The 23,793-nt window shown below is 60.6% G+C and carries 33 protein-coding genes and 1 tRNA gene; 15 read left to right on the top strand and 19 right to left on the bottom strand.

What is annotated here, in order from left to right:
* Nucleotides 1-84 precede the first annotated feature (84 nt).
* Nucleotides 85-690, top strand: a complete 606-nt coding sequence (locus ACS5Q1_RS16660; RefSeq protein WP_473099260.1) for a GNAT family N-acetyltransferase — start codon at nucleotides 85-87, stop codon at nucleotides 688-690.
* Between the two features lie 57 nt (nucleotides 691-747).
* On the opposite strand, the gene ACS5Q1_RS16655 is transcribed toward ACS5Q1_RS16660, so the two are convergent.
* The gene (locus tag ACS5Q1_RS16655; protein ID WP_203442818.1) at nucleotides 748-1,137 is read right to left on the bottom strand and encodes a flagellar export protein FliJ; all 390 of its coding nucleotides are present in this window, start codon (nucleotides 1,135-1,137) and stop codon (nucleotides 748-750) included.
* Between the two features lie 518 nt (nucleotides 1,138-1,655).
* Between ACS5Q1_RS16655 and ctrA the strand changes: the two genes are divergently transcribed.
* Nucleotides 1,656-2,357: a response regulator transcription factor CtrA gene (gene ctrA / locus ACS5Q1_RS16650; protein ID WP_114944720.1), complete on the top strand. Its 702-nt coding sequence runs from the start codon at nucleotides 1,656-1,658 to the stop codon at nucleotides 2,355-2,357.
* A 132-nt stretch (nucleotides 2,358-2,489) separates the two neighbouring features.
* Here the strand turns inward: ctrA and chpT are convergent, their stop codons facing one another.
* Nucleotides 2,490-3,131, bottom strand: a complete 642-nt coding sequence (gene chpT, locus ACS5Q1_RS16645; RefSeq protein WP_203442817.1) for a histidine phosphotransferase ChpT — start codon at nucleotides 3,129-3,131, stop codon at nucleotides 2,490-2,492.
* A gap of 172 nt (nucleotides 3,132-3,303) precedes the next feature.
* Here chpT and ACS5Q1_RS16640 point away from each other — a divergent pair, with 172 nt between their 5' ends.
* The 3 genes from ACS5Q1_RS16640 (at nucleotide 3,304) to ACS5Q1_RS16630 (ending at nucleotide 6,082) form a co-directional block, all read left to right on the top strand.
* Nucleotides 3,304-4,137 carry a 3'(2'),5'-bisphosphate nucleotidase CysQ family protein gene (locus ACS5Q1_RS16640; RefSeq protein ID WP_473099259.1) on the top strand — a complete coding sequence of 278 codons (834 nt, stop codon included), beginning with the start codon at nucleotides 3,304-3,306 and terminating at the stop codon, nucleotides 4,135-4,137.
* Between the two features lie 240 nt (nucleotides 4,138-4,377).
* Complete coding sequence (locus ACS5Q1_RS16635) at nucleotides 4,378-4,923, top strand: DUF1134 domain-containing protein (RefSeq protein WP_473099281.1); 546 nt, start codon at nucleotides 4,378-4,380, stop codon at nucleotides 4,921-4,923.
* Between the two features lie 157 nt (nucleotides 4,924-5,080).
* A complete protein-coding gene (locus tag ACS5Q1_RS16630; RefSeq protein WP_473099258.1) occupies nucleotides 5,081-6,082 on the top strand; it encodes a hypothetical protein in 1,002 nt (333 codons plus the stop codon).
* A gap of 21 nt (nucleotides 6,083-6,103) precedes the next feature.
* Here ACS5Q1_RS16630 and ACS5Q1_RS16625 read toward each other — a convergent pair whose 3' ends face one another.
* Nucleotides 6,104-6,457 (bottom strand): hypothetical protein, encoded by a 354-nt coding sequence (locus ACS5Q1_RS16625; RefSeq protein WP_473099257.1) that lies wholly within the window; start codon nucleotides 6,455-6,457, stop codon nucleotides 6,104-6,106.
* A 55-nt stretch (nucleotides 6,458-6,512) separates the two neighbouring features.
* Nucleotides 6,513-7,376 (bottom strand): D-amino-acid transaminase, encoded by an 864-nt coding sequence (locus ACS5Q1_RS16620; RefSeq protein WP_473099256.1) that lies wholly within the window; start codon nucleotides 7,374-7,376, stop codon nucleotides 6,513-6,515.
* A gap of 113 nt (nucleotides 7,377-7,489) precedes the next feature.
* On the opposite strand from ACS5Q1_RS16620, the gene ACS5Q1_RS16615 reads away from it, so the two are divergent.
* Nucleotides 7,490-8,104, top strand: a complete 615-nt coding sequence (locus ACS5Q1_RS16615) for a hypothetical protein (RefSeq protein WP_473099255.1) — start codon at nucleotides 7,490-7,492, stop codon at nucleotides 8,102-8,104.
* Between the two features lie 11 nt (nucleotides 8,105-8,115).
* On the opposite strand, the gene ACS5Q1_RS16610 is transcribed toward ACS5Q1_RS16615, so the two are convergent.
* From ACS5Q1_RS16610 to ACS5Q1_RS16570, 9 genes are all read right to left on the bottom strand, one after another.
* On the bottom strand, nucleotides 8,116-8,424 hold the full coding sequence (locus ACS5Q1_RS16610; protein WP_203442810.1) for an SWIB/MDM2 domain-containing protein: 309 nt from the start codon (nucleotides 8,422-8,424) through the stop codon (nucleotides 8,116-8,118).
* Between the two features lie 185 nt (nucleotides 8,425-8,609).
* A complete protein-coding gene (locus ACS5Q1_RS16605) occupies nucleotides 8,610-9,062 on the bottom strand; it encodes a response regulator (RefSeq protein WP_473099254.1) in 453 nt (150 codons plus the stop codon).
* An 82-nt stretch (nucleotides 9,063-9,144) separates the two neighbouring features.
* Nucleotides 9,145-10,203 carry a UV damage endonuclease UvsE gene (locus tag ACS5Q1_RS16600; RefSeq protein WP_473099253.1) on the bottom strand — a complete coding sequence of 353 codons (1,059 nt, stop codon included), beginning with the start codon at nucleotides 10,201-10,203 and terminating at the stop codon, nucleotides 9,145-9,147.
* A 32-nt stretch (nucleotides 10,204-10,235) separates the two neighbouring features.
* The gene (locus ACS5Q1_RS16595) at nucleotides 10,236-10,589 is read right to left on the bottom strand and encodes a response regulator (protein WP_473099252.1); all 354 of its coding nucleotides are present in this window, start codon (nucleotides 10,587-10,589) and stop codon (nucleotides 10,236-10,238) included.
* A gap of 432 nt (nucleotides 10,590-11,021) precedes the next feature.
* Nucleotides 11,022-11,717, bottom strand: a complete 696-nt coding sequence (locus ACS5Q1_RS16590) for a hypothetical protein (RefSeq protein WP_473099251.1) — start codon at nucleotides 11,715-11,717, stop codon at nucleotides 11,022-11,024.
* A gap of 20 nt (nucleotides 11,718-11,737) precedes the next feature.
* The gene (locus ACS5Q1_RS16585; RefSeq protein WP_203442806.1) at nucleotides 11,738-12,157 is read right to left on the bottom strand and encodes a DUF3618 domain-containing protein; all 420 of its coding nucleotides are present in this window, start codon (nucleotides 12,155-12,157) and stop codon (nucleotides 11,738-11,740) included.
* Complete coding sequence (locus ACS5Q1_RS16580; RefSeq protein ID WP_473099250.1) at nucleotides 12,154-12,546, bottom strand: phage holin family protein; 393 nt, start codon at nucleotides 12,544-12,546, stop codon at nucleotides 12,154-12,156. Before ACS5Q1_RS16580 ends, ACS5Q1_RS16585 begins: the two co-directional genes overlap by 4 nt.
* A gap of 11 nt (nucleotides 12,547-12,557) precedes the next feature.
* The gene (locus tag ACS5Q1_RS16575) at nucleotides 12,558-13,082 is read right to left on the bottom strand and encodes a hypothetical protein (protein WP_473099249.1); all 525 of its coding nucleotides are present in this window, start codon (nucleotides 13,080-13,082) and stop codon (nucleotides 12,558-12,560) included.
* 122 nt (nucleotides 13,083-13,204) lie between these two features.
* The gene (locus tag ACS5Q1_RS16570) at nucleotides 13,205-13,591 is read right to left on the bottom strand and encodes a helix-turn-helix domain-containing protein (RefSeq protein ID WP_473099248.1); all 387 of its coding nucleotides are present in this window, start codon (nucleotides 13,589-13,591) and stop codon (nucleotides 13,205-13,207) included.
* 231 nt (nucleotides 13,592-13,822) lie between these two features.
* On the opposite strand from ACS5Q1_RS16570, the gene ACS5Q1_RS16565 reads away from it, so the two are divergent.
* The 3 genes from ACS5Q1_RS16565 to ACS5Q1_RS16555 all read left to right on the top strand — a co-directional run bounded on the left by ACS5Q1_RS16565 (nucleotide 13,823) and on the right by ACS5Q1_RS16555 (nucleotide 15,424).
* The gene (locus tag ACS5Q1_RS16565; protein ID WP_473099247.1) at nucleotides 13,823-14,461 is read left to right on the top strand and encodes an autoinducer binding domain-containing protein; all 639 of its coding nucleotides are present in this window, start codon (nucleotides 13,823-13,825) and stop codon (nucleotides 14,459-14,461) included.
* An 83-nt stretch (nucleotides 14,462-14,544) separates the two neighbouring features.
* Nucleotides 14,545-15,189: an acyl-homoserine-lactone synthase gene (locus ACS5Q1_RS16560; RefSeq protein ID WP_473099246.1), complete on the top strand. Its 645-nt coding sequence runs from the start codon at nucleotides 14,545-14,547 to the stop codon at nucleotides 15,187-15,189.
* The gene (locus tag ACS5Q1_RS16555) at nucleotides 15,176-15,424 is read left to right on the top strand and encodes a hypothetical protein (protein ID WP_203442800.1); all 249 of its coding nucleotides are present in this window, start codon (nucleotides 15,176-15,178) and stop codon (nucleotides 15,422-15,424) included. The genes ACS5Q1_RS16560 and ACS5Q1_RS16555 overlap by 14 nt, the downstream gene beginning before the upstream one ends.
* A gap of 75 nt (nucleotides 15,425-15,499) precedes the next feature.
* Here the strand turns inward: ACS5Q1_RS16555 and ACS5Q1_RS16550 are convergent, their stop codons facing one another.
* The gene (locus ACS5Q1_RS16550) at nucleotides 15,500-15,994 is read right to left on the bottom strand and encodes a YciE/YciF ferroxidase family protein (protein WP_473099245.1); all 495 of its coding nucleotides are present in this window, start codon (nucleotides 15,992-15,994) and stop codon (nucleotides 15,500-15,502) included.
* Nucleotides 15,995-16,132: 138 nt separating this feature from the next.
* On the opposite strand from ACS5Q1_RS16550, the gene ACS5Q1_RS16545 reads away from it, so the two are divergent.
* Nucleotides 16,133-16,366 (top strand): YgaP-like transmembrane domain, encoded by a 234-nt coding sequence (locus tag ACS5Q1_RS16545; protein ID WP_203442798.1) that lies wholly within the window; start codon nucleotides 16,133-16,135, stop codon nucleotides 16,364-16,366.
* 64 nt (nucleotides 16,367-16,430) lie between these two features.
* On the opposite strand, the gene ACS5Q1_RS16540 is transcribed toward ACS5Q1_RS16545, so the two are convergent.
* Nucleotides 16,431-16,697, bottom strand: coding sequence for a GlsB/YeaQ/YmgE family stress response membrane protein (locus ACS5Q1_RS16540; RefSeq protein WP_203442797.1), 267 nt, complete (start codon nucleotides 16,695-16,697; stop codon nucleotides 16,431-16,433).
* 144 nt (nucleotides 16,698-16,841) lie between these two features.
* Between ACS5Q1_RS16540 and ACS5Q1_RS16535 the strand changes: the two genes are divergently transcribed.
* On the top strand, nucleotides 16,842-17,009 hold the full coding sequence (locus ACS5Q1_RS16535) for a hypothetical protein (RefSeq protein WP_203442796.1): 168 nt from the start codon (nucleotides 16,842-16,844) through the stop codon (nucleotides 17,007-17,009).
* A gap of 111 nt (nucleotides 17,010-17,120) precedes the next feature.
* On the opposite strand, the gene ACS5Q1_RS16530 is transcribed toward ACS5Q1_RS16535, so the two are convergent.
* The 3 genes from ACS5Q1_RS16530 to ACS5Q1_RS16520 form a co-directional block, all read right to left on the bottom strand.
* Nucleotides 17,121-17,197, bottom strand: a tRNA-Arg gene (locus ACS5Q1_RS16530).
* Between the two features lie 105 nt (nucleotides 17,198-17,302).
* On the bottom strand, nucleotides 17,303-18,739 hold the full coding sequence (locus ACS5Q1_RS16525; protein WP_473099244.1) for a sensor histidine kinase: 1,437 nt from the start codon (nucleotides 18,737-18,739) through the stop codon (nucleotides 17,303-17,305).
* A 160-nt stretch (nucleotides 18,740-18,899) separates the two neighbouring features.
* Nucleotides 18,900-19,694 carry a TVP38/TMEM64 family protein gene (locus tag ACS5Q1_RS16520; RefSeq protein ID WP_473099243.1) on the bottom strand — a complete coding sequence of 265 codons (795 nt, stop codon included), beginning with the start codon at nucleotides 19,692-19,694 and terminating at the stop codon, nucleotides 18,900-18,902.
* Between the two features lie 254 nt (nucleotides 19,695-19,948).
* Here ACS5Q1_RS16520 and rpmH point away from each other — a divergent pair, with 254 nt between their 5' ends.
* The 4 genes from rpmH (at nucleotide 19,949) to ACS5Q1_RS16500 (ending at nucleotide 23,108) form a co-directional block, all read left to right on the top strand.
* Entirely contained in the window at nucleotides 19,949-20,083 is a 135-nt protein-coding gene (gene rpmH / locus ACS5Q1_RS16515) for a 50S ribosomal protein L34 (protein WP_027314822.1), read from the top strand.
* A gap of 18 nt (nucleotides 20,084-20,101) precedes the next feature.
* Nucleotides 20,102-20,536: a ribonuclease P protein component gene (gene rnpA, locus ACS5Q1_RS16510; RefSeq protein WP_203442793.1), complete on the top strand. Its 435-nt coding sequence runs from the start codon at nucleotides 20,102-20,104 to the stop codon at nucleotides 20,534-20,536.
* Nucleotides 20,529-22,388, top strand: coding sequence for a membrane protein insertase YidC (gene yidC / locus ACS5Q1_RS16505; RefSeq protein WP_473099242.1), 1,860 nt, complete (start codon nucleotides 20,529-20,531; stop codon nucleotides 22,386-22,388). The genes rnpA and yidC overlap by 8 nt, the downstream gene beginning before the upstream one ends.
* A gap of 75 nt (nucleotides 22,389-22,463) precedes the next feature.
* Nucleotides 22,464-23,108: a CatB-related O-acetyltransferase gene (locus tag ACS5Q1_RS16500; protein WP_473099241.1), complete on the top strand. Its 645-nt coding sequence runs from the start codon at nucleotides 22,464-22,466 to the stop codon at nucleotides 23,106-23,108.
* Here ACS5Q1_RS16500 and ACS5Q1_RS16495 read toward each other — a convergent pair.
* Nucleotides 23,091-23,699, bottom strand: coding sequence for an NUDIX domain-containing protein (locus ACS5Q1_RS16495; protein ID WP_473099240.1), 609 nt, complete (start codon nucleotides 23,697-23,699; stop codon nucleotides 23,091-23,093). The genes ACS5Q1_RS16500 and ACS5Q1_RS16495 overlap by 18 nt on opposite strands.
* Nucleotides 23,700-23,793: the final 94 nt, after the last annotated feature.

The raw sequence follows: 23,793 nt of genomic DNA, 5'->3' as shown, positions 1-23,793 counted from the left end.
GGAGGCAATGCCCTTATCAAGCATTACTTCTCCTATCTTTTACGGCTTTGCAAAAGGCATCGGCATATGACAACGGAACCGGCAATGGCTCTCAACCTCGACGGCTATACGGACCTGCCGCCGGGCAAGATCGCAACCATCGTCACCTATCTGGAGATGCGCGAGCGCCCCGCCCTCTCACCGTTCCAAAAGCCAGATAGCTGGAGCCTTCAGCGCATCGACCAGGACCATCGACGCTACCGGGCATTGTTTAGGACGATCGGCGAGCCCTGGCTCTGGTTCAGCCGGGCGGTGATGCCCGACGACAAGCTCGCGACCATCCTCGACGATCCCAAGGTCGAGGCCTACGCCCTGCACGACGGCAGCAGTGATGTCGGCCTGCTCGAACTCGACTTCCGACCCGAGGGAGAGGTCGAGCTGGCCTTCCTCGGCCTCATTCCCGGGTTCATCGGCCAGGGGGCGGGACGTTTCCTGATAAACGAAGCGATCGGCCGTGCCTTTGCCCAGCCGATCGAGCGCTTCTTCGTCCATACCTGCACGCTCGATTCCCCGAGCGCCCTCGCCTTCTATATACGCTCGGGCTTCACGCCCTATCGGCGTGCCATTGAGGTAGCGGACGATCCGCGCCTCCTCGGATTTCTTCCGGTGGAGGCGGCACCCCATGTTCCGGTCCTGGGATCGCGGAAATAAGAAAGGGCGCGTCCGGTCAGGATGCACCCTTTCAAGAAACCCTCTTTGCGCGGAAGATCAGGCGGTTGCGCGAATGGCGCGCGCCTGTCCGGCCTGGCTGATGGCGGCATCCAGGCTCCGCTCGCGGTCTTCCAGGCTTTCGGCCTTCTTCAGTTCCTCGAAGGCTTCGCCAAGTTCGGCCTTCGCATCGTCGAGCTGGATGTGCAGGTTCTGAGCCGAAAGGCGAAGATTATCCCGACGCTGGGCTGCGGCGCGCGCGTAGGTTGGATAGGCAAAGTGGTTCGGGTCGGCGATGCCGGCCTTCTGCTCTTCTGCCGCGATTTCCCGGTCAAGGTCAGCCGCCATGCGGTCGAACTCGGCGATCATCATCTCGATCTGCGCCACGCGACGACGCTTCTCGTCAACCTGAAAGCGCTTGAGGCGGATGAGCGTATCCCGCGACTTCATCTTGATTCAACTCCACACGTCGCTGTTTCACTGCATCTCACGGATCGCTCAGTTACCCGCCAGACATGCGCACCTTCGCCGACGGAAGTTGAGCTTTCCTTACCGGCTGCGACAAAAAATTTCCTATCCCCTTCGGTCCCCTAGGATATGTCCTGTCCCGGGACCACCGCCTTCGGAGCTCGTAAACCTTTCGTTTACCGATTTCGTTAACACTGCCTCGGTCACGGGCACGGTCTCCTCGGATCCGAGTCCGGACTCAGTTGAAACGCTTACGGAATAAGCTTTTGGGATGGAGTAAGGCGGTTCCCTATGGTTACCCAGAATCCACAGGATAATTGCCTTCAGCGGATGATCCGGCTGTCAAGCTCGTTAAGCGCTTGCATCACAGAATCAGGGTTTGTTAACCATTCTGAATTAGCGTTTCGAATCAGTTCAAAAGAGCATCCGTCGCAGGCCTGGCGGCGGATGGGCAGCCAACCGCTGCTCACAAGCTCAAGGGCAAGGGCTGGGGATTGAACATGCGCGTACTTCTGATCGAAGACGACAGCGCGACTGCGCAAAGCATCGAACTGATGCTGAAGTCCGAGAACTTTAACATCTACACGACGGATCTCGGAGAAGAGGGCATCGACCTCGGCAAACTCTACGATTACGACATCATCCTTCTCGACCTGAACCTCCCCGATATGTCGGGCTACGAGGTTCTGCGGACGCTTCGCGTCGCGAAGGTGAAGACGCCGATCCTGATCCTCTCCGGCATGGCCGGCATCGAGGACAAGGTGAAGGGCCTCGGCTTCGGCGCCGACGATTACCTCACCAAGCCGTTCCACAAGGACGAGATGGTGGCCCGCATTCATGCGATCGTCCGCCGCTCGAAGGGCCACGCCCAGTCGGTGATCACCACCGGCGATCTGATCGTCAACCTCGACACCAAGACGGTCGAAGTCGGCGGCGCCCGCGTGCACCTGACCGGCAAGGAATACCAGATGCTGGAACTCCTCTCTCTTCGTAAGGGCACGACCCTAACGAAAGAGATGTTCCTCAATCATCTCTATGGCGGCATGGATGAGCCGGAGCTGAAGATCATCGATGTCTTCATCTGCAAGTTGCGCAAGAAGCTCGCCAATGCTTCGCAGGGCCGCAACTATATCGAAACCGTCTGGGGCCGTGGCTACGTGCTGCGTGAGCCGAACGAAGCGGAAGAGCGCATCGCGATCTGACGCGAGCGACAACGGAAACGAAAAAGCCCGGCGCTTCGCCGGGCTTTTCTTTTGCAACGCTAGCGCATCGTGCGGACCCAAAAGTGGACCCACTTTTGGGTCCGATGCTCTAAGAGGGAAGCCGCGACAGCCTTAAACCGTAGCAGCCTTGATCGTCACCTCGTCGCCTTCGATGCTGAAGGCGACGCCCATGTTGGAAGCGCGGGCGACCATGCCGGCATAGAAGATCTGGATGCCGTGGGCATCGACCGTGCCGGACTCCGAATTGCCGGCGAGCAGCGCCTCAGAATGCGCAGGAATGCGGGCATTCAGCCCCTTCGAGACGATCGTGAAGGCACAATTCTCCGCCTCTCCCGTCACGGTCACGGCAATCGAACCGCCCCGCGGAATGGCGGTGGTGGCGATCATGACCAGATTGAGAAGAAGCTTCACCCGGTTCTTCGGGAACAGGAGCCGCGGCGACGACCAGGAAAAGGAGACCTTGTCGTCCAGAAAGAGCCCGCGGGCCACCTGCTCGGCATCGCCGAGATCGATGGAGGCTCCGGCCGATCCGGCGGCCCCGAAGGCAAGGCGCGCGAACTGCAGCCGGGCCGAGGCCTGCTTGGCGCTTTTCTGGATCAGGTCGAGCGCGAAGTCGCGCATAGAGGCATCGCTGTCGTCCTCCAGCACCTCGAGTCCGTTGACGATCGCGCCCACCGGCGAAATCACGTCGTGGCAGACGCGCGAGCAGAGGAGAGCGGCGAGGTCGAGCGAATCGAGCGAGATCGTGGCCATGAGGGCTCCGGGGGCACCGTAATATCAGCTATATGTTCATGAAATCGAGATTTCGACGCGTACCCATACAGCCAAACAGGAAAGAGAACGTGAACCCGGATACCCGGCTACGAGTTCTTTGGGAAGCGGGCAAAAAGAGATCGACAGTTCTTAAGCGAACGGGCACAAAGCCATGATGCGCTTCGATGGTCAAAACCTCGACGAGATCGCCCGGAAGCTCGCTCATATCGCCTGGGAGGCGGGTCGCGTCCTGCGCGGCATGGAAAGCGCTTTTCTGGACAAGCGGATCAAGGACGACGGAACGCCGACAACGGCAGCCGATCTCGCCGCCGAAGAGCTTATCATCAAGCGCCTGGAAGAGGCTTGGACCGGTGTGCCGGTGGTGGCAGAGGAAACCTGTAGCTCCACACATACGGACGATTACTTCTTTCTGGTCGATCCGCTCGACGGCACGGGAGATTTCATCCACGGCACCGGCGAATACAGCGTCAACATCGCCCTGATCCGCGGCAACAGACCCGTGGCGGCTGTCGTGGCCGCTCCGGCCATGGGGTCGATCTGGATGGCGGGCGAGACAGCCTGGAAAAGCCCCCTCCCCAACATGGCAGAGACGGTTTTCGACTGGCGCGAAGCGAAGGTGCGGCCTGCCCCCGAAAAGGACCTCGTGGCGCTCGTAAGCCGCCGTCACGGGGACGTCGCCACGGAAGCCTGCCTTTCGGTTCTGTCGATCGGCACGCGGCGGATGACCTCATCCGCCCTGAAATTCTGCCTCATCGCCTCCGGCGAAGCCGATGTCTATGTGCGCTGCGGCCCGACCATGGAATGGGACACGGCGGCGGGTGACCATATTCTCACCCGTGCCGGCGGCAGTGTCGTCGGTCCGGGCGGAGCCCCCCTGACCTATGGCCACGAGGACAGAGGCTATCGGAATGGCCCCTTCGCGGCCATCGGCGATATCGCCCTCGCGCCGCGCCTCGACCTGCCCGTTTCAGTCTCGGCCGCCTGAAACTCCATCGTCAGTATCAGGTCTTCGCTGGGATCTTTCGGCGCAGATGATGAATCTCGCGTTCCGGACAGGCTTTCCGTACAGAGATTGTTAGGGTTGATGATCTTAAGGTTCGAACCTCGATAGCAGCCTTCCGTCCTGAAGAGGCCGGATTGTCCCCTGTCTCATGCGAGGAGATAGCCCATGCGCTCCCGGTCCAAGATCCTTGCGGCAGCAGCCTTTGCTGCCCTCATCGGCGCGATGCCCCTGCAGGCGTCGGCCCAAACCGTCCAACGCGCCTATGCGAGCAATCCCGGCAATCCCAACTCGTTCAATTCCAACGAACTGGTCGAGTCAGGCCATCAGTTCTTCGGCTCCGCCTCCCGCGGCTTGGCCCTAGCCCTGCAGGAAGCCGTCCGTCGCTGGGGCGAGCCCAACGGCTATATTCTGGGTCAGGAGGCCTCCGGCGCCTTCTTCGGCGGGCTGCGCTATGGCGAAGGCAAGCTGTTCACCCGCAATGCCGGGGAACGCAAGGTTTTCTGGCAAGGACCGTCGCTCGGCTTCGATGTGGGCGGCGATGGTGCCCGCACCATGATGCTGGTCTACAACATGCCCTTCACGGACGCCCTCTATAAGCGCTTCGGGGGCATCGACGGCTCGGCCTATTTCATTGGCGGTTTCGGCGTGACGGCCCTGGCGGCGGACGAGATGATCGTGGTGCCAATCCGCGCCGGTGTCGGCGCCCGGCTTGGCGTCAATATCGGCTACCTGAAGTTCACGCCTGAGCCGACCTGGAACCCCTTCTAGGATCATCCGGCGGGCGCGCTGCGCCGATGCCGGTGGAAACCACCTCCGAATGCGCTACAACGGGCGGTCATGGAGCATGACAGCTCTGGAAAACTGCGCAGGCACAAGGCAAGGTGCTTGAGCGTTACCGGTCAAGCATACTGGAGTTGGCGTCCGCGTGATCGAAAGCATCATGATCTTTGCGCTGGGGTTCGTTGCAGCATCCCTCATCGCGCTTCTCATCATTCCTGCCATTAATGCCCGCGCGGAGCGTCTGGCCCGTCGCAGGGCCGAGGTGCTGTTTCCCATGTCGGTCTCGGAGCTGACGGCGGAGAAGGATCACCTGCGGGCGGAATTCGCCGTTCTGCAGCGGCGGATCGAGCGCAAGGCAGAGGAGGCCATGGCCGCCAAGCACGACAGCATGGAAGAGCTCGGCCGGCGGGCCATCCGGATCGACGCCCTTGAAGCTACCCTCACCGAGCGCGACCGGACGGTGTCCGAGCTGGAAGCCAAGCTTGCCGAAACGCAGACCCGCCTCGTGGGCACCGAAGCCGATCAAACTGAGACGCAGACCCATCTCACGAGCCTGCGCGAGACGCTAGCCGCCCTCGAGAATGCCCACCGTGCGACCTTGAACGAGCTGTCCAACACCCGCATGGAGCTGGACCTCGCGCAGAACGAACGCTCGAAGATCAAGACCGAACTCATCCATGCCGAAGAGAAGCTCGCCCACCTGGAGACGGAGTTCACCGATACGCAACGCCGCCTTACGGGCTCCTTGAGCGAACTCGACACCAAGCGCATCACCATCTCGGATCTCGAAACCCGCCTGATGACCCAAACGGCACGCGGCAACGACTTCGAGCGAGCCTTGGGCGAGCGTCACAACGAACTCTCGGACGAGCGCCTTCGCCTAGCCGAATTGGCCAAGAGCCTCGCTGCCGAGCAGGAGCGCCGCCTGAGCCTGGAGCAACGGATCCGCGAGATCGAAAGCAAGCGGGACGAGGCTCAAAGCCCCCTCGAAAACCTGGACGGTTCCGCTGGCCAGAACGATGAATTGCGCCGCCGGATTTCCGAAATCGCCGCCCAGATCATGACGAGCGGCAACGGTCAGTCCGGCAACGCCCGCGAGAACAACAGATCCCGCGAGGGCAAGCGGCGGCGCTCGGCAGGAAAGTAGCCTCCCCGCCGGGCCGCGGGGTTATTTGGGATCCAGCTGCTGATTGCCGCCGGGGCTGCCCGGCGGAGGGATGACCGGAGTCGTACCCGGATCGGGCACCGGCGCGGGCACGGTGATGTCAGGAGTGGCATTTTCCGGCGGCCTGATCACGCCGTCGGACCGCTCCAGCTTGTCGCTCAAGGTATTAGTCGAGCCTGTTTCCGAAGGATCGTTGGGCTGAGCCCCGTTCAGATTCGGCTCCACCTTCTCGGCCGGCATTTTCTGCAGCGGAGGCATGTTCGGGGCCTGTTGCTGAAGCACCTCGGGATTTTGCGCCAGGGCAGCCGTGCCGAGGCCGGCTGCCAGGATCGTGGATAAGACCAACACACGCTTCATGGGTCGCTCCTTTTGAAAAGGGCAACGGGCGACCCAGAAGGGGGTTCCGGCAAAGCTACTCGGCCGCCAGAGCCGGAGCGCTTGCCATCTGCAGGTAAAGCTCGCGCAGCCGCTTCGTGACCGGACCCGGCTTGCCATCAGCGACGGGACGTCCGTCGATGGACACGATCGGGAGAACAAAGTTCGAGGCGCTGGTCAGGAAGGCCTCGGCGGCATCGTAAGCCTCTTCGACCGTGAAGCGGCGATCCTCAAGAGGAATGCCGGCCTCCTTCGAGAGCTGCAGCAGGGACTTGCGCGTGATGCCCGGCAGGATGGCATTCGACAACGGGCGCACGACGATGCTGCCTTTTTTCGTGACGATGAAGGCGCTCGAAGAGCCGCCCTCGGTCACGAAACCGTCCTCCACCAGCCAAGCTTCCTGTGCGCCCGCATCCTTCGCCGCCTGCTTGGCGAGAACCTGGGCGAGCAGGTTGATCGACTTGATGTCGCGCCGCTGCCAGCGCAGATCCGGCACGGTCACGACTGCAATGCCCGTCTGCGCCGCCGGAGCTTGGGCGATGGACTTGGCCTGAGTGAACATCGCGACTGTAGGCTTGGCGTTCTCGGGGAAGAAGAAATCCCGCTCCGCGACACCGCGGGTGACCTGGAAATAGATGAAGCCTTCCGTCATCCCGTTGCGGCGAGCGAGTTCCTCCTGAATCGAGGTCCATTCGGCTGTCGTATAGGGATTGGGAATGCGGATCTCGGCAAGCGAGCGCTCCAGACGCTCCAGATGCGCCTCATTGTCGATCAGGCGCCCATCGAGCATGCCGATGCCTTCATAGACGCCGTCCCCGAACATGAAGCCTCGGTCCATGAAAGGCACCTTGGCCTCTTCGATCGGCAGGAAGGATCCATTCAGGAAGACAATGCGGGACATGAGAACTCCAAAGTCGTAACCCGACTCAATCAAGCTTAACCTATGGGCAGACGAACCGCTCGATCTATATGACCGGGGGCACCTCAGCCGTGCGAGCGATAGGTAACCCCATCATGAGATCGGCGCCACTTCTCATTTTGAAAGCCTTCCCCCTCCTGTTCACGATTTCATCCGCCACCGCAGGCTCGCTGCCGGCCCAAAGCTGGTTCAAGCAGCAGGGCTATGTCGGGCCGTCGGGGAGCCAGATTATCGCCTGCCACGGCTATGGATGCGCGCGACGGATGGCGATTTCGGTCGACGGAGCGTGGATCGGTCGGGCGAGAGCTGCCCTGAGATCGAGTCAGGGCTCCCCCGATGCGGAGCGACGGGCCCTGGGCGAGGTGATACGATCTTACACGGCCTATTTGGCCAGTTCATTCGGCGGGAAGCCCGATATGCCCGGCTCGCCGCCCCAGATGTCGGGCGTCTCCGGACAGATGGATTGTCTGGATGAGACGACGAACACCACGAGCTTGCTTCTGGTCCTTCAGGAACAGGGGCTTCTGACCCACCATGTGGTGGAATACCCGGAATCGCGCGGCTTCTTCCTCGACGGGCGCTATCCGCATTTCACTGCGGTCATTGCCGAGAAGCGGACGGGGACGGCTTGGGCAGTGGACCCCTGGGAGAAGGCGCCTGGCCAGCGGCCGGATATCCTGCCGCTCACGCAGTGGCGGCAGGATTCCTAAGAGATATCAGTTTACTTCAGGTGCTGGGCGAGATGCTTGTTCATCTCGAACATCGTCACCTTCGGCTTGCCGAAGATCGGCTTCAGCTTGTCGTCAGCCAGGATCTCGCGCTTGTTCTCGGGATTCTGGAGGTTGTTCTTCTTGATGTAGTCCCAGATTTTGCTCACGACTTCGCCGCGCGGCAGCGGGTCCGAACCTACGATGGCGGCCAGTTCCTTCGACGGCTGCAAAGGCTTCTGAAGAGCGTTGGGCTTGGAGCCGGCAGCCTTTGGGGCGGCCTTCTTCGCACCGTCTTTTCCGTCTGTAGTCTTGGTCGGCATTTATTCCTCCGGGAATGGTATGGGAAAGCTCGTCGACAGCCCTGAACCAGGCCCGAAAAGCTCATTGACCAGCCTTCGGTCGGACGTCGCGGATAGGCTTACCGGAGCCCGGCCCCCTGACAGAAGGTCAATTCCGGCAGAGCTTATGTCCGCTCAACGCCATCAGCAAGCCAGACTTCAGGAATTTAGGCGGTTTTCGGAAAGGGGAGGATCTTGGCCGCGTGTTCCGCGGAAGGCCGTGGACTTTTGGCAACATGGCTTAGGCGCTTCGTCCTCTCAGCCGCAGAGAGGACGTGGGACACAATGGCCTCATTGGGACATGGCTTGGCGAGGAAAGCCGCTCCGGGAGGAAGGTCGCCTTGAGAAGGCCATTGCCGACCCGACATGATGAGAATCTCGGTTTCAGGCCAAGATCGATGGACCTGATGCGCGAGTTCGAAGCCGTTGCGGCCCATAGGCATGTCCACATCCGTCAAAAGGACGTTCACAGGCAGGCCCGCCTCCAGGAGCACCAGGGCTTCCGCGGCATTGGCAGCCTCGACCACCTTGAAGCCAGCATCTTCGAGGAGATCTGAAATGAAGAGGCGGATGAGAGGTTCGTCTTCGACGAGGAGAACGGTGGACGGGTCGGCGGGCATCGACTTCTTGACTCACTGAACAATGCCCGACAACGCCGCCAAAACGGTTTGGTTCCAAGTCCCAATCAAGAAAATTGAAACTTTATCCCAATCCCTTACCGCCGGACCGCCGCTTTTCCACATGATGAGCCAGGCCTTCCGAGGCAATGTTTTTGAGCTTGGCCTCGATTTCGAAATCCGACCAGGACAGGTGGCGCATCACCAGATCGTTGACGGCCTCGTTCCACATGAGGTCCGAGTGGGCACGCAGGTCCCTGGGCTTGATCCCCATCGCGATCAGCCCCTTGAAATCCGGCAAGACCCCGATGTCCTGGTCACGCAGCAGGACCTCTCGGGAGACGCTGACATGGCTCACCGGGCGAACACCGCGCCAGGAGGCGACGATGCGTGCGATCCTTGAGTCCTCGGGCTCAATATATTCGCCTTGGCTCATGATCCAGTGGTGATGGAGATCGAGGACGAGCGGCACATCATCAGCGAGAGGCAGGAGATCACCGAGGCCGTAACTGACCTCATCGTTCTCGATCGTGATCAGGTTGCGCGCCGTATGCGACAAGCGCACCAGTCCACTTCTGATACCTTCGGCCCCCAGAGCCTTGGCACCGCCATGGATGTTGATGTGTGCTCCGTGCGGATGCCAGCCATCACCGTATCCCATGAGCGCCATGATCTCTGCATGATACTCGAACTCCGCCAGACCGCTGACCGCCGCCGATGGATTGGCGGATGCGATGACGCAGAACTGGCCAGGGTGCATGCTGAGCCGCACATCGCTGTCACGAGCGAACTGCCCCATTGCAGCAAGTTTGGTTTCAATCAGACCGCGCAGATCCGGATCGCAATAGAATTCTTTGCAGCTTGAATGAGTGTAGCCGGGAAGCAGATCGCTCGACAGGCGATGCAGACGCTCAATCTTCGGCCGTGTCGCCACATGCGCGATCTGCAGACGGAATGCTTCCAGATTATGAGCCACGACGGCGCTGAGTTTGTCATACGCAGCCTTCGGCTCGAGCCGTGCGAGATAGGCCATCGTCACTGTGCTCGTATTCATTGCCCGCGCGGCCTGCGCATCGCCATCCTCGGGAATGTATTTGCAGCAGAAGCCGAAGCGTGAATCTTGCATGACGAGGGCTGACGTCATGATACCGTCACAGGTTCCCATCCGCGGCGTCATCAGCAAGGCAAGCGATTGGCAGCGAGATGTTCCACGGATTCGAGAAGAGTCTGCTCTTCGAAAGGCTTCGAGACGAAGGCGGCTCGCCGAAGGGTTTGAGGCAGGTCTGAAGGTTTGGAGGCCGATACGAAGGCGAACGGGATCTGCCGCTCGATGAGAGCCTCGGCCACGCCGAAGCTCTTACCGCCGATCACATCGATATCGAGCAGCGCGCAATCAAATTCATCATCGATATGCCGATAAGCCTCGTCGAGGGAACTGAGGGAATCGACGATCTCGTGCCCCTCGGCCTCGAGAATGGATTGCAGATCAGTCGCGATCCACGGATCGTCTTCTAGGATCAGAATACGCATGCCCCAACTCCAACATCCGATCCTTCGACGGGACCGTCTCTCGCACCGAGCTCCTTAGGATTAGGAAGTTTTATCCATATGCAGGGGCAACAAGTTCGTTGGCGCCTCGTTCCAGTCTGAACTTTTCAGGACAGTTCTTTGAAGAATTATGGTTAAGAAACAGGCACCGTTCCTCGGGGGTGTAAAGCCATTCGTCAGCAAGCCCTTGAAACCGGAGCAGCGCGTTCCTATCTCATGCCCAACCTGGTGGCGTGATCGCCCACCAGAAGCGGTCACGATGCCGAGATGATGACGCCGGATGTACGCGCATCATCTCGCCGTGGCCGTTGTTATTTTTGGTCGAAGCCTTTGCTTCCGGCAAGTCCTTTCAAATATGCATGAAAAAGCGCCGGCTTTCGCCGGCGCACATGTTCATCCTTCGAAATCTAAAGGTCAGTGGCGGTTGGCGTCACGCTGGCCATCGAACTCGCTTTCGTGCCGGCTGAAGCGTGCTTCTTCGCCGCTGAAGGCGTCTTCCACATATTCGCGGCCGCGATCGGCCGCTTCACGAGCATAGCGGAGGCCCTGGTTACGAACCTCGTCTGCCCATTCGCCGAACATCGCGTTCTCGCGACGCGTGCGCGGCAGCAGCGCTCCCAGGAGGAGCCCTGCGGCAAGCCCCACGAGACCAACAACCATGGGATTTTCGGAGACGTAATTTTGAACGCCGCCGCGGGCATGCCCAAAGGCACGTGCAGAACGACCACCCACCTGACTTACGCGGCGGCGCTGGCCCTGATAGGTATCGGATGCCCAATGGGAGGCCCGCTCATAAGTATCGCGCGCCCATTCGGAAGCATCTTCATAGGCATCTTCCGCTCTGTGACGCACTTGATCCGCAGCGTGTTGAGCGCGACCAGCAACCGACTCGCTCCTGTTTTGTGTCTGCTGCTGCGGCGATTGATCTTTCCGTTGACCCATCGCTTGGCTTCCGCTGCTTGAACTGGAAGCATGAGCCGCTTTCTGATCGTGAGCATGAGGCATCGGCGGCTCACCGATATTGCCGACCGAGGTGCCAGCGGAAACATTGCCGGTCGTGCTCGACTGAGCTCCGCTTGGCTTGCCAGTTTCGTTCTTGTTGTTGGCCATGAATAAAGCTCCTCTGTTCATCAAAGTCGGGGATTCATACCGGGACGCTCGAATGTTTCGTCCGATGTGTGGAAAGGCGCAGCCTCTGAACCGTAAAGGCGCGGATCCTCCATCTCCATCAGGAGATGCTCTTCCGTGATCAGATCCTCGTCGGCCGCGATCAAGCGCGCTCTCCGAGGTTTCGCAGACTGACCGAGCCGGTAAGCAAGAAGCCCGATGCCCATGGCGATCAGCATGACGGGGACCGGGTTACGCCTGACTGTGTCCAGCACCTTATCGTAAAGCGGTCCGTACTGCCCATTGCGGGCTGTGCCGAGCATATCGTCGACGACGCCGGAGACGGACATCTTGTCCTGAAGACGATCGATAGTCCGATCAAGCTGAGCGCGGCTGCGCTCAATGTCTCTCTCCATCTCCTGCAGACTCTGTGTCGTCATCATGTACCTCTTTCGGAGAGAACTTCCGCATCGCGCTTGAGTGAACGCATCGTCCGTTGCGGCATCAGCGAGGACGAGATCATGGCGCTGCGTCCCCACAGCCCGAGACCGATGGCGATCACTGCAAGCATGCCGCCGACGATCAGCGCGGCAAGCGCCTCGGAGTTGACGACGGTGGCCAGCCACTCGACCAGGGACTCGGTCAGCAGCATGACGGCTGCAACGGCGAAAACCGCCGCTACGACGACCATGGCAAGCCCCATGAAAAGGGTGCGAATGTTCTGGGAGACCTCGGTCTTGAAGAGGGTGAATTCCTTCTGCGCGAGATCGGTCGATTCCCGCAGCGCCTCACCGACGAGACCCTGAATGGTTTGATTGCCGTTGCCGTGCATGGCAGCCTCCATCAGGAGCCAGATTGTGTACGCGGCCGCTGGGCCTGCCGCGCGTGAACCTGCCTGCTCTGAGCCGGACTCGTATTCACGCGGTCATAGCGCAGATCCTCAGCCGTGCTTTTGATGAAACGTGCGGCAAGGAAGCCAACAGCGACGGATACGGCTGCCACGGTGGCCGGACGGCGACGGATCACATCCTCGAACTCGTTGAAGAAGTCTGCGAAGGTGCGCTCACGAATGGAATCCGCAAGCTGCTCCAGCCCTTCCGCTGCGGTATCGACGACGGCGCGGATGTTGGGTCGCTCATCGAAGGACCGGGTGGATTCGCGCAAGGACGTAGCGAAATCGGCAACGGATTGCGCAACATCGTCCTTGCGGCGGTCGACATAATCCGTCGCCTGTTCACGCGCGGAATCGATGAAATAGCGGCTACGCTCCACTGCTGCGCCGGCAAGGTCGCCGACATCGCCCTTGAGCGCATCCCAATCCTCGTTGCCGTTATCCTGCCTGTTGGTATTTTGCTGTCCCACGCCCATGGTAACCTCTCTCAATCGTGAGTGAGTAACCATTAGAAGCGCGGCAGGTTCCGAACGTCTCGGAGGCTCAATATCTTAGGGATTGAGGTGTCCCTAGTCGAAGCTCGACCGGGAAAGAAATCTTAACTGGCCGATGCGAGCCAATCGACGAGATCGGCAACCTTCCTGCGCGCCTCGTCGTCCTTCAGCTTCAGGAAACCGCGGACGAGGCGATCACTTTCCGATCGCGTCAGAAACTCAGCCACGAGGCTATCGTCGGAGAAGCCTCCAGCACGCAATCCGGGAGCTCCTTCGAAGAAGAATTCGATGCTGACATCCAGGACACCGGCAATATGGAGCAGACGGCTTGCGCCGATGCGGTTGACGCCCTTCTCGTATTTCTGAACCTGCTGGAACGTGAGCCCTAAGGCATCCGCAAGCTTCTCCTGGCTCATTCCGAGCATGATCCGCCGGGCCCTGACCCGACTTCCGATATGCTTGTCGATCTGATTGGGGGACTTCTTTTGCAAACGCCGCTCCTGCTTTTCTCTAGCTTTTCCTATCTAGGCCGTTTTGCAAACCTTTGGTAGCATAGTTATTGCATTAATCCATGGGTTGAGTAACTTTATTATATGACATTTCTGATTGAAAGTCCTCGGAGGTGCTCTTGAGCGCTCGTAGCCTTGATCATACGGCACAAGCCTTTGAATTCGTCGAGGAGCTCGACCGTCTGGAAACCCCCACAAGATATCGTCGATGCCATGGAGCGCTCCTTTGCCCGCTTCGGCTTCGAGAATTTCATCATGGCGGGGCTGCCCCATCCGGACCAACGGATCGAGAGCTTGGTCCTGCTGAAGAAATGGCCATTGGATTGGTATCGGCGCTACATCCAGCACGGGTATGACCGCCATGATCCTGTCATCCGCCTCTGCCGGCAAACCGTCCAGCCCTTCGAATGGGCCGAGGCGCCTTACGATCCGGAAACGAATCCCAGAGGGATGGAGATCATGCGCGGGGCGGCAGAGTTCAACATGAAGCAGGGCTACTGCCTGCCAATCCATGGATTGCACGGCTTCGAAGCATGCCTCTCCATGAGCGGTCCCCATCTCGATCTGACACCGCAGACCAAGCCCGCCCTTCACTTGATGGCTATCTACGCTTTCGAGCGCGCCAGGTTGATCCTAGCCCCCTCTCCCCAGCCCAACCCGCTGACCGTCCGCGAGAAAGAGGCCCTGCGCTGGGCCGCCTTGGGCAAGTCGGCTGCGGGTACGGGCGAGATCCTCGGCGTGACGGAAAGGACCATTACGGCCCACATCAGCAGCGCCTGCCAGAAGCTGAGTGCTGCCAACAAGACCCATGCCGTGGCTCGGGCCCTTCAGCATCGCCTCATCGAGATGTGACGTAAAAGCACCTGTAATTTCCTACAATATTCAAACGCCTTAGGCCGTGAACACTGCTCTTCGAGAAATCGGGAGCATGGGGCATGACCTCAATTCAAGTGATCACCAAAAACAACAAAGCCCGTTATTCAGAGATTCTCGACGGGTATTTCCATCTCAGGCATGAGGTTTTCGTCAACGAACGAGGATGGCATGACCTCAGGCGTCCCGACGGACGGGAGATAGATGCCTACGACAACGACCACGCCATATATCTCATCGTTCTCGACAAGGGCCGGGTCATCGGCGGTCTGAGGCTTTATCCTACCCTCCTGCCGCACATGATCAGCGAGACCTTCCCTCACCTCGTGAAGGAGCCCGGCATTCTGGCCGGGCCCACCATCCTCGAATGCACGCGCTATTTCATCGTCAAGGAACGGCGGACCGGTCGCACGGATTGCCGGCTCCTGGCAGCCTTCCAGCAATTCTGCCTCGAAGAGGGGATTACGGAGGTGACAGCCGTCGTCGAGATGTGGTGGCTGCCCCGCTGGCAGCAGGCCGGTTTCAAGGTGCATCCGCTCGGTCTGCCGACCATGGTCGAGGGTCAGCCCTGCATCGCGGCGGCCATTCGCATTTCAGAGGACAGTCTGGAGCATATCCAAAAGCTGGCCGGTCTGAGCGGCCCCTGCCTGTCGCGGGATTCCGGGATTCCCTCTCATCTTGATGGAGTGCCGCATGTCACTGCCTGAGGAGAACCCTCCCCTCTCCGCCTCCGTACAGGAGGAGATGACCGACCGTGCAACCAAGAACCTGGCGCATTGTCTTGCCCGTTTTCCTCCCATCGTGCGCCTGAGGCTTCTGGCTTTCATGCATCTGGTCGAGTACCCCGATACGATGAGAGCCTCGCTCGAGATCACGCCATCAGGATCTATGCGCCTGACCCTGGACACGGAGGTTGCACCGGCCCCTGCCCATCGGCATTGAGGCTTATCGTCTGGAACGCCGCAAATAGAAAGGCCTCGCGCTCGAGGGAGCGCGAGGCCCATTCCTGAAGAGCCCTCAGGCTGCCTTCGTGTTCACGCGTGCCTCAGCGAGTTCGGTCAGCAGCTTGTCGGTCTTCTTCTCCTCCTGAAGATTCTGATCGAGGAGCTTTGCGGCATCGCTCATGCCCAGTTCCTGAGCCCAGGTCTTCAGAGAGCCATAGCGGGTGATCTCGTAATGCTCAACGGCCTGTGCTGCGGCGAGGATGCCGGCATCGAGAGCCTCGCTGTCGGCGAAGTCTTCCATAATTTCCTTGCCTTCATCGATGAGGCCATTGATGGCCTCGCATTGCACGCCGCGGGCCGGCTTATCGAGCATTTCGAAAATTTTCTCGAGCCGCTCGATCTGGCCTTCCGTCTCTTCACGATGCGTCTCGAAAGCCTGCTGCAGTTCTTCCGACTCGGCATTCTTGGCCATCTTCGGCAGAGCCTTCAGGATCTGCTTTTCGGCGTAATAGATATCCTTCAGCGTATGAAGGAACAGGTCGTTCAAGGTCTTGTCCTTGCCTGCCATTGTCACGCTCCTCGGTTGAGAGTGGACTCAACGAGGGCCAAGCTTTGAGGTTCCTTCCAAATTTTCTGCTCCACGACGTGGCGGAACAACACTGCTTCACGTCGCGTTCGGCCAAGGTCAAAAAGGAGAATCGACGCGATGAACATGATGGATGGAGAGCCCAATCTCAGCATGACCGAGCGCGGCGCTTATATGCTGGCCGGCCTCGGGCTTGCGGCCGCAGCCGCCAAACCGCGCCCCAACCCGCTGCTGAACGTCCTAGCGCTTCTGGGCGGTTCCTATCTCGCTTGGCGCGGCTATGTCGGCAATTGCCCTGTCAAAGCAGCCCTCACCGGCTCGCACGCATACGACCGCATTGCCCATCACGGCTGATGCAAGAAGGGCCACAGTTTCGCTGTGGCCCCTGGCGTTCCGTTTCCGAAATCCCGACGGACGATCAGTACGACGATGTCGAACGACGCCCGGCGATCAGGCCGTAGATGAAGAGCACAAGCACGGCTCCGACGATGGCGCCGATGAAACCCGCCCCCTCATCGGCCCGATACCAACCCAGAGCCTGCCCGAGATAGGTCGCGACGAAGGCACCCACGATGCCGAGAATGGTGGTGAGGATGAACCCGGATGGCTCGTTCCGGCCAGGCATGACCCATTTCGCGATCACGCCAGCGACGAAGCCGATGATAATGGTCCAGAGAATGCTCATGATGGGTCCCTGTCTGTGCTGCCTCCAGAAGGAACGCACAGCTTCGGCTAAGGTTGCGGCGGGAGGTTCCTCAAAGCATGTTTTTCATCATCTCGCCGCACTTGCAGCGGACGCTTCCGCTTCGCGCATAGGGAGAAGCTTGCCATGAACCCTGCTGGAGAACACTGGAACTATGAGGCCGTTCAAGCTCTTCTGGCGCTCGCCAGGGAGGGAGTCCCGGTATCGGTGATCAGCCTGAAGCTGAAGCGGTCGGTCACGGAGGTTCGAGCCAAGCTCGACGATCTCGGCATCACCCCAGCCGCCGAGGTTTAGAACTTAGAGACTTAGAACTTAGAGACTTTGGAGAGACGCGCGCGAGGCTGCGGCGCACAAGGTTGCGGCCTCGAACCTTTGTCTTGCCTGCATCAATGTAGAGAAGGAGAATGGCGCGCCCGAAAGGATTCGAACCTCTGACCCCCAGATTCGTAGTCTGGTGCTCTATCCAGCTGAGCTACGGGCGCTTGGTCGGCAGGTCGTTGCGGGAAGCAACGTTGGCCGAGGCCGGTGACATAGAGGGATCTGATCCGGTTGGCAAGCCTCTTCGTGCAGAAGATATGCGGAATGCCTCAGTTTGTCCCGATCGCGGACAACCGATCCGGGATCGTAATCTTGAAACAGGTCTTTCCATGGCTCTCATCGAGAGTAATCGTCCCGCCATGGAGTTGAACGAGCTCCGCCGCGATCGGCAGACCCAAGCCCGTCCCCCCCTTTTGAGCTGAGCCCTGGAAGGGCGTGAACAGGTTGGCCTTCGCCCGCTCGGGGATGCCGGGACCGTTGTCCTTGATCAGGATGCAAACCGTACTTCCCTCCCGCTCCGCGGTCACGTCGATCCGCGGCTGTCCCTCGGGCGACCCGGTCTGGCTCAGGGCCTGGACCGCATTGCGGACCACATTCACCAGGACCCGGGAAAGCTGGTCCGGATCGGCGTCGATCATCAGGTCTTCCGGTACCTGCGCCTCGAAGGCGATGCCCACCTCCGGCGCAAGATCGGTCAGGTTCGACAGTTCCGCGATCAAAGGCGCCAGGGGAATCATTCGCCGCTGCGGCAGCGGCTCCGTTGCACGTCCGTAGGCCAGGGTGGTCTCGCAGAAGGCAATCGCCCGGTCGAGAGTGTTGACGAGCCTGGGGGCAATGCGCTGGACGCTCTCGTCACTGACCCGGTCGAGGCGATCGGTAAGGAGCTGGGCCGTGGTGAGCATATTGCGCAGCTCGTGGTTGATCTTGCTGACCGCCAGCCCGAGCTGCGCGAGGCGCCGCTTCTGGCGCAGCTCGTCGGCCAGCGTCGTCTCCATGCGGGCGAGCGCCTGTTCGGCCAAACCGATCTCGTCGACGCGGTCGGTCGGCTGGATGACCCTAGAGGCATCCTCGGGGTTGCTGGAAAATTCCGCGATGTTGCCGGTGAGCCGCCGCACGGGCCGCACGATCACCCATTGCAGGGTCAGATAGACCAAGCTCGCCGTAATGGCGGAGATGAAGAGGGACAGCAGCAGGATGTTGCGCGAAAACTCGATCATGGCATGGCGCAGGGGGCGCTGATCGAGAATCATCTCGACGAACTCGACTCCCATGCCCGAGCCGATGACCCGGATGGGCTTGTCGGCAGGATTGAACAGAACCTCCAGGGCGTCCTGGGCCAGGGTCATCCACTTCGTATCGCGCAGATCGACCGTCTTGCTCACCTCGGGCGGAACATCGCCTGTTGCCAGAAGGCTCCTGCGCCCGCCACCCTTCAAGGCGATCGCCCTGGCGCCGACGCCCTGCAGAAGACGCATTTCCAGCTCTTCCGACAGGGTTTCCTCAGGCGCGGCATCGAGAACCATGGCGGCGATTTGCGCTGCCGCCAAGCGGTCGTTGAGCCAAGTTAGCCGGAAATTGGCGACGGAGGGCACGTAGATGAGCACTTCCGCGATCATCACGAAGAGCACCGTCAGCATGAGCAGACGGGCGGAGAGCCCGAACTGGCTGAAAAAACGTCCTGTGAAGGTGGTCGGCTCGCGGCTCATTCCGGTTTCATTCCAGGCGGCGAACCGGAGAACCCGGCCGCCGCGATCACGGATTTTGAGCCGACGCTCTCGGAAACTCCATCGCCGCGCTCAACGTGACCTGGGATAAAGGTAGGTAGGCATGACCCCTTCCCGCCAGTCCTCTCTGCCTTCTTGACCATTACCCCTCGTCGACGACGCGTCTGCGCCAGTGTCGCAATCCAACCGGCACCAGCGCCAATATTCCTAAGATAGCTAGAGCGATCATCAACTCGGGCGTCAACAGGCTTCCGGCATTGAAATCGACAGCGCAATCACTTTGACCGGTTGCAAGACAATCGGCGCGAAGCCTCTCTTGCCGGGATATCACCTCGTCGAGCCCCGATCCGGCGAAGGCGAAGGCAAAGGAAACCGGCAGCATGCCCAGTTGTGTTGCCAAGACGAAGGGCCTCAGACGCATGCCGAAGAAGGCGGCGGCGAGATTCGTCAGCCAGAACGGCACGATGGGAATCAGGCGCAAGGAGAGCAGGTAGAGGAAGGCCTGCCTCCGGAAGCCGGCCGCGAGGCCTTGGATCCTGGCGCCTGCCCTCTGCAGAAGGGGCCTTCCCAGGGAGCTCCGGGCGATCAGAAAAATGTTGATCGCCCCTAGGGTGGCCGCCATAGAGGCCGCGATCCCGCCGAGAGCCCAGCCGAAAAGATAGCCGCCAATGGTGGTCAAGAAGGCCGAAACCGGCAGGGACAGGGTCACCGCCACCACATAGATCAGGCCAAAAAGCCCCAGCATTGTCCAGTGATGGGCCGCAACGAGCTCCTGAAGCCCAGCCTGATAATGGATGAAGGTCTCGAGGTTGAAGGAACGGTGCAGACCGGTTGCGAAAACACCCGTCAAGCCCGCAAGCAGCAGTGCGAGAGGCAAAATGCGCCGGAGACGGCCGGGCTTCTCCGTTCTATGGAATTTTGGCGGCGTCTCGGCCACGGATTCTCCTGGTTTCGGTGGGATATGTAACGCCTGACCGGGACAAACCTACCGGATCTGGACGCCGGGCTGATTGCCGCATAAAGGCCAGAGCGGCGTTGACTTTGCCCCTCCATTCCGTCATAAGCCCGCAAGCTGACAGCGCTCTTCTGGGGCGCTGATCGTTTTTTCGAAACAGTTTCGGGGGCAACCCCATCTTACTAGACGGGCGCGAGCCATCGAGCACCGCTGCCCCATTCGACCGGAGATGTGCCGTGAAGAGGACGTATCAACCGAGCAAGCTGGTTCGCAAGCGCCGCCACGGCTTCCGTGCGCGCATGGCGACCAAGGGTGGCCGTAAGGTTATTGCCGCTCGCCGCGCCCATGGCCGCAAGCGCCTTTCGGCGTAAGCAGCCTAGGATAGCCCGATGCGCGAGCCTCGCGCAGAGTTAAGCCTCGGGCGTCTGACGAAAAGACCTGACTTCGTCGCGGCGGCCTCTGGCCGCCGCTTTCATACCGAGCGGATGTCGGTCCAGGCTCGATTGCGCGAGGGTTCAGGCCTCGGCCTGCGCTTCGGCCTCACGGTGACGAAGCGGGTCGGCCACGCCACCGAACGCAACCGGATCAAGCGCCGACTCCGGGCCGCCATTCCGACGGCAGGCCAGGATTACGCGAACATCGATGCGGACGTGGTCGTCATCGGACGGCGCGAAATCCTCGCAGCCGATTTCGATCTGCTCATCGACGATCTTCGGCGCGCGCTGCGGGCAGTCACCAAGCCGAAAAGTGCGTCCCCCGCAGAGCGTACCAAATCCTCCTCACCTCCCCCTAACGGCGAGCGTCGCGGACATTCCCATGCGTGAAGACAACAAAAACCTCATCATCGCCATCGCCCTGTCGCTGGCGGTTTTGCTAGGCTGGCAATACTTCTTTGCGGCTCCCCAGGCCGAAAGGCAGCGGCAGGCCGCCCAGCAGCAGCAATCCACGCAGGTCAATCCGACGGCGCCAAATCCGCCCGCGAGCCCGAGCCAGGCCGGCGGTGCCTCGCCCACCGTGCCCGGAACGGTTCCGAGCACGCCGACCGGTCCGACGATCGAATCCCGCGAGGCGGCCCTTGCCCGCTCGCCGCGCGTGACCATCGATACGCCCTCCATCGCCGGCTCGATCAACCTGCGCGGCGGCCGCATCGACGACGTGTCCCTGAAGAACTATCGCGAGACTGTCGACCCCAAGAGCCCGATCATCGTGCTCCTGTCGCCCACCGGCGTCCAGAATCCCTACTACGCGGAATTCGGCTGGATCGGCGCGCAGGCCGGCAGCCTGCCGAACCAGAATACCGTGTGGACGGCGGACAAGACCTCGCTCACCCCCAACAGCCCCGTTACCCTGACCTGGCAGAACGAGCAGGGTTTGGTCTTCCGCCGCACGATCTCGGTCGACGACAAGTTCATGTTCACGGTGAAGGACACGGTCGAGAACCGCAGCTCGGCTCCCGTGACGCTGCAATCCTACAGCCTCGTTACCCGCCACGGACGCCCTGTCACTCTCGGCTATTACGTGCTGCATGAGGGCATGATCGGCGTTCTCGGCGACGAGGGCCTGCAGGAAATCACCTACGCGAACCTTGATAAAAAGGAGCCGATCTCGGGCGGCAATACGGTCGGCCAGATCTGGAACTCCGTCACCGGCGGTTTCCTCGGCATTACCGACAAGTATTGGGCCGCCGCGGTCATTCCCGATCAGACGCAGCCCTTCCAGGGCTCCTTCACCTCGCAGCAGGGCCAGACGACGGATCGCACCTACCAAGCCACGATCGCCGGCGCAGCTCAGACGCTCCAGCCCGGCGCGACCACGGAAGTGACCCAGCGCCTCTTCGCCGGCGCCAAGGAGGTCGCGACCGTCGATGCCTATCACGAGCGGTACAGCATCAAGAACTTCGATCTCCTGATCGATTGGGGCTGGTTCTACTTCATCACCAAGCCGCTCTTTAAGGTGCTCGACTTCTTCTTCCACCTGTTCGGCAATTTCGGCATCGCGATCCTGCTCGTCACGGTTCTGCTGAAGATCCTGTTCTTCCCGCTCGCCAACAAGTCCTACGCCTCCATGGCGAAGATGAAGGCGGTGCAGCCGGAGATGGCCTCCATCCGCGAGCGCTATGCCGACGACAAGATGAAGCAGCAGCAGGCGCTGATGGAGCTCTACCGCAAGGAGAAGATCAACCCGGTCGCCGGCTGCTGGCCGGTGCTGATCCAGATCCCGGTCTTCTTCGCGCTCTACAAGGTGCTCTTCGTCACCATCGAAATGCGCCATGCGCCGTTCTTCGGCTGGATCCGCGACCTCGCCGCGCCCGATCCGACCACGATCTTCAACCTGTTCGGCCTCCTGCCTTTCAATCCGGGCGCGTTGCCGGTGGTCGGCCCCTTCCTGATGCTCGGCGTTTGGCCGATCATCATGGGCATCACCATGTGGCTGCAGATGAAGATGAATCCAGAGCCGCCGGACCCGGTTCAAAAGCAGGTCTTCGCCTGGATGCCGGTGATCTTCACCTTCATGCTGGGCTCGTTCCCGGCCGGCCTCGTGATCTACTGGGCCTGGAACAACCTGCTCTCGGTGACCCAGCAGGGCTTCATCATGAAGCGCAACGGCGTGAAGATCGAACTCTTCGACAACCTGCGCAAGACCTTCAGCCGCAAGACCAGCACCGCCAAGGGCTGAGCGGCAACCGATTGGACGTGATCATCCCCGGGCCCTGTCCCGGGGATTTTCGTTTGAATCATCGACGAGGCGGCAATGACGGCATCCGGTCCCAATCCCTTGGACCCTCACCCGCTCCCGGATCTTCCCCGCGTGGGGTTTCTCAAGGCCTTCGTGAACCAGCCGAACATCGAGGTCGGGGACTTCAGCTATTACGACGACCCGCGAGGCCCCGAAGCCTTCGTGGAGCGCTGCGTGCTGCACCACTACGACTTCATCGGCGACAAGCTCGTCATCGGGAAATTCTGCGCCATCGCGACGGGTGCCACCTTCATCATGAACGGCGCTAATCACGCCATGACCGGCTTCTCGACCTATCCGTTCAACATCTTCGGCCACGGCTGGGAGGAAGGCTTCGACTTCGCCGCCGTCGAGACGGGCTTCAAAGGCGATACGATCGTCGGAAACGACGTCTGGATCGGGCACGAAGCCACGATCATGCCGGGTGTCACCATCGGTGACGGGGCGATCATTGCAACGAAGTCGGTCGTGGTGGCTGATGTACCGCCCTACGCCATCGTCGGCGGCAATCCGGCCAGGATCATCCGCATGCGTTTTCCAGACGAGGTGATCACTGAACTGCTCTCCATCCGCTGGTGGGACTGGGGCGTCGACAAGATCACCCACAACCTCGACGCCATCCGGGGAGCGGATCTCGGGGCCCTACGAAGGGCGGCCTGATCGCTCGCCATCCTGCATCACCCCTTTGAGCTTCAGATGCTGAAGCAGCATGATGGTCTTGCCGTCGACGATCTGTCCTTGGTCAATCATGCCGAGAGCGTCTTCGAGCGCTATCTCCAGAACTTCAATATCCTCGCCCTCGTGCCTGTCGCCCCCGCCCTGGCCGATCCGGTCGACCGGCGAATAGCGGGCAAGGAAGAACATCAGCCGCTCGGTCACGCTGCCAGGGCTCATGAAGACGTGGAAAACGGGCTGCAGGTTGCGCAGCTTGTAGCCGAGTTCCTCCTGCGCTTCCCGGCGAATGCAGGTTTCCGGATCATCCTTGTCAAGAAGCCCCGCGCAGGCCTCGATCAGCGGCTCGAGATGGCCGGTCACATAGGCCGGCAACCGAAACTGCTGGATGAGCAGCACCGTGCCGCGCTCGGGATCATAGGGCAAAATCACGGCGCCGTGCCCCCGATCATAGGTCTGCCGGACCTGCCGCTCCAGGCTTCCGTCACGGCGGCGATAGTCGAAAATGAATTTCTTGAGGATCGCCCAATCATCCGAGAGGACTTCGACCGAGCGGATGAGAATGGGAGCGTCTGTCATGGTCGAGCCCTGGGGAAGAATCTCAGAGCCTCAACATGCCGGCGCCTTAGCCGAATGCACTCCTCCAGTTTTGTAGAAGAGCGATACACTTCTG

The sequence above is a fragment of the Microvirga sp. GN3 genome, assembly GCF_055792825.1.
Note: the sequence above shows the minus strand (reverse complement) of the source record. Positions and strands in the feature narration are given on the sequence as shown.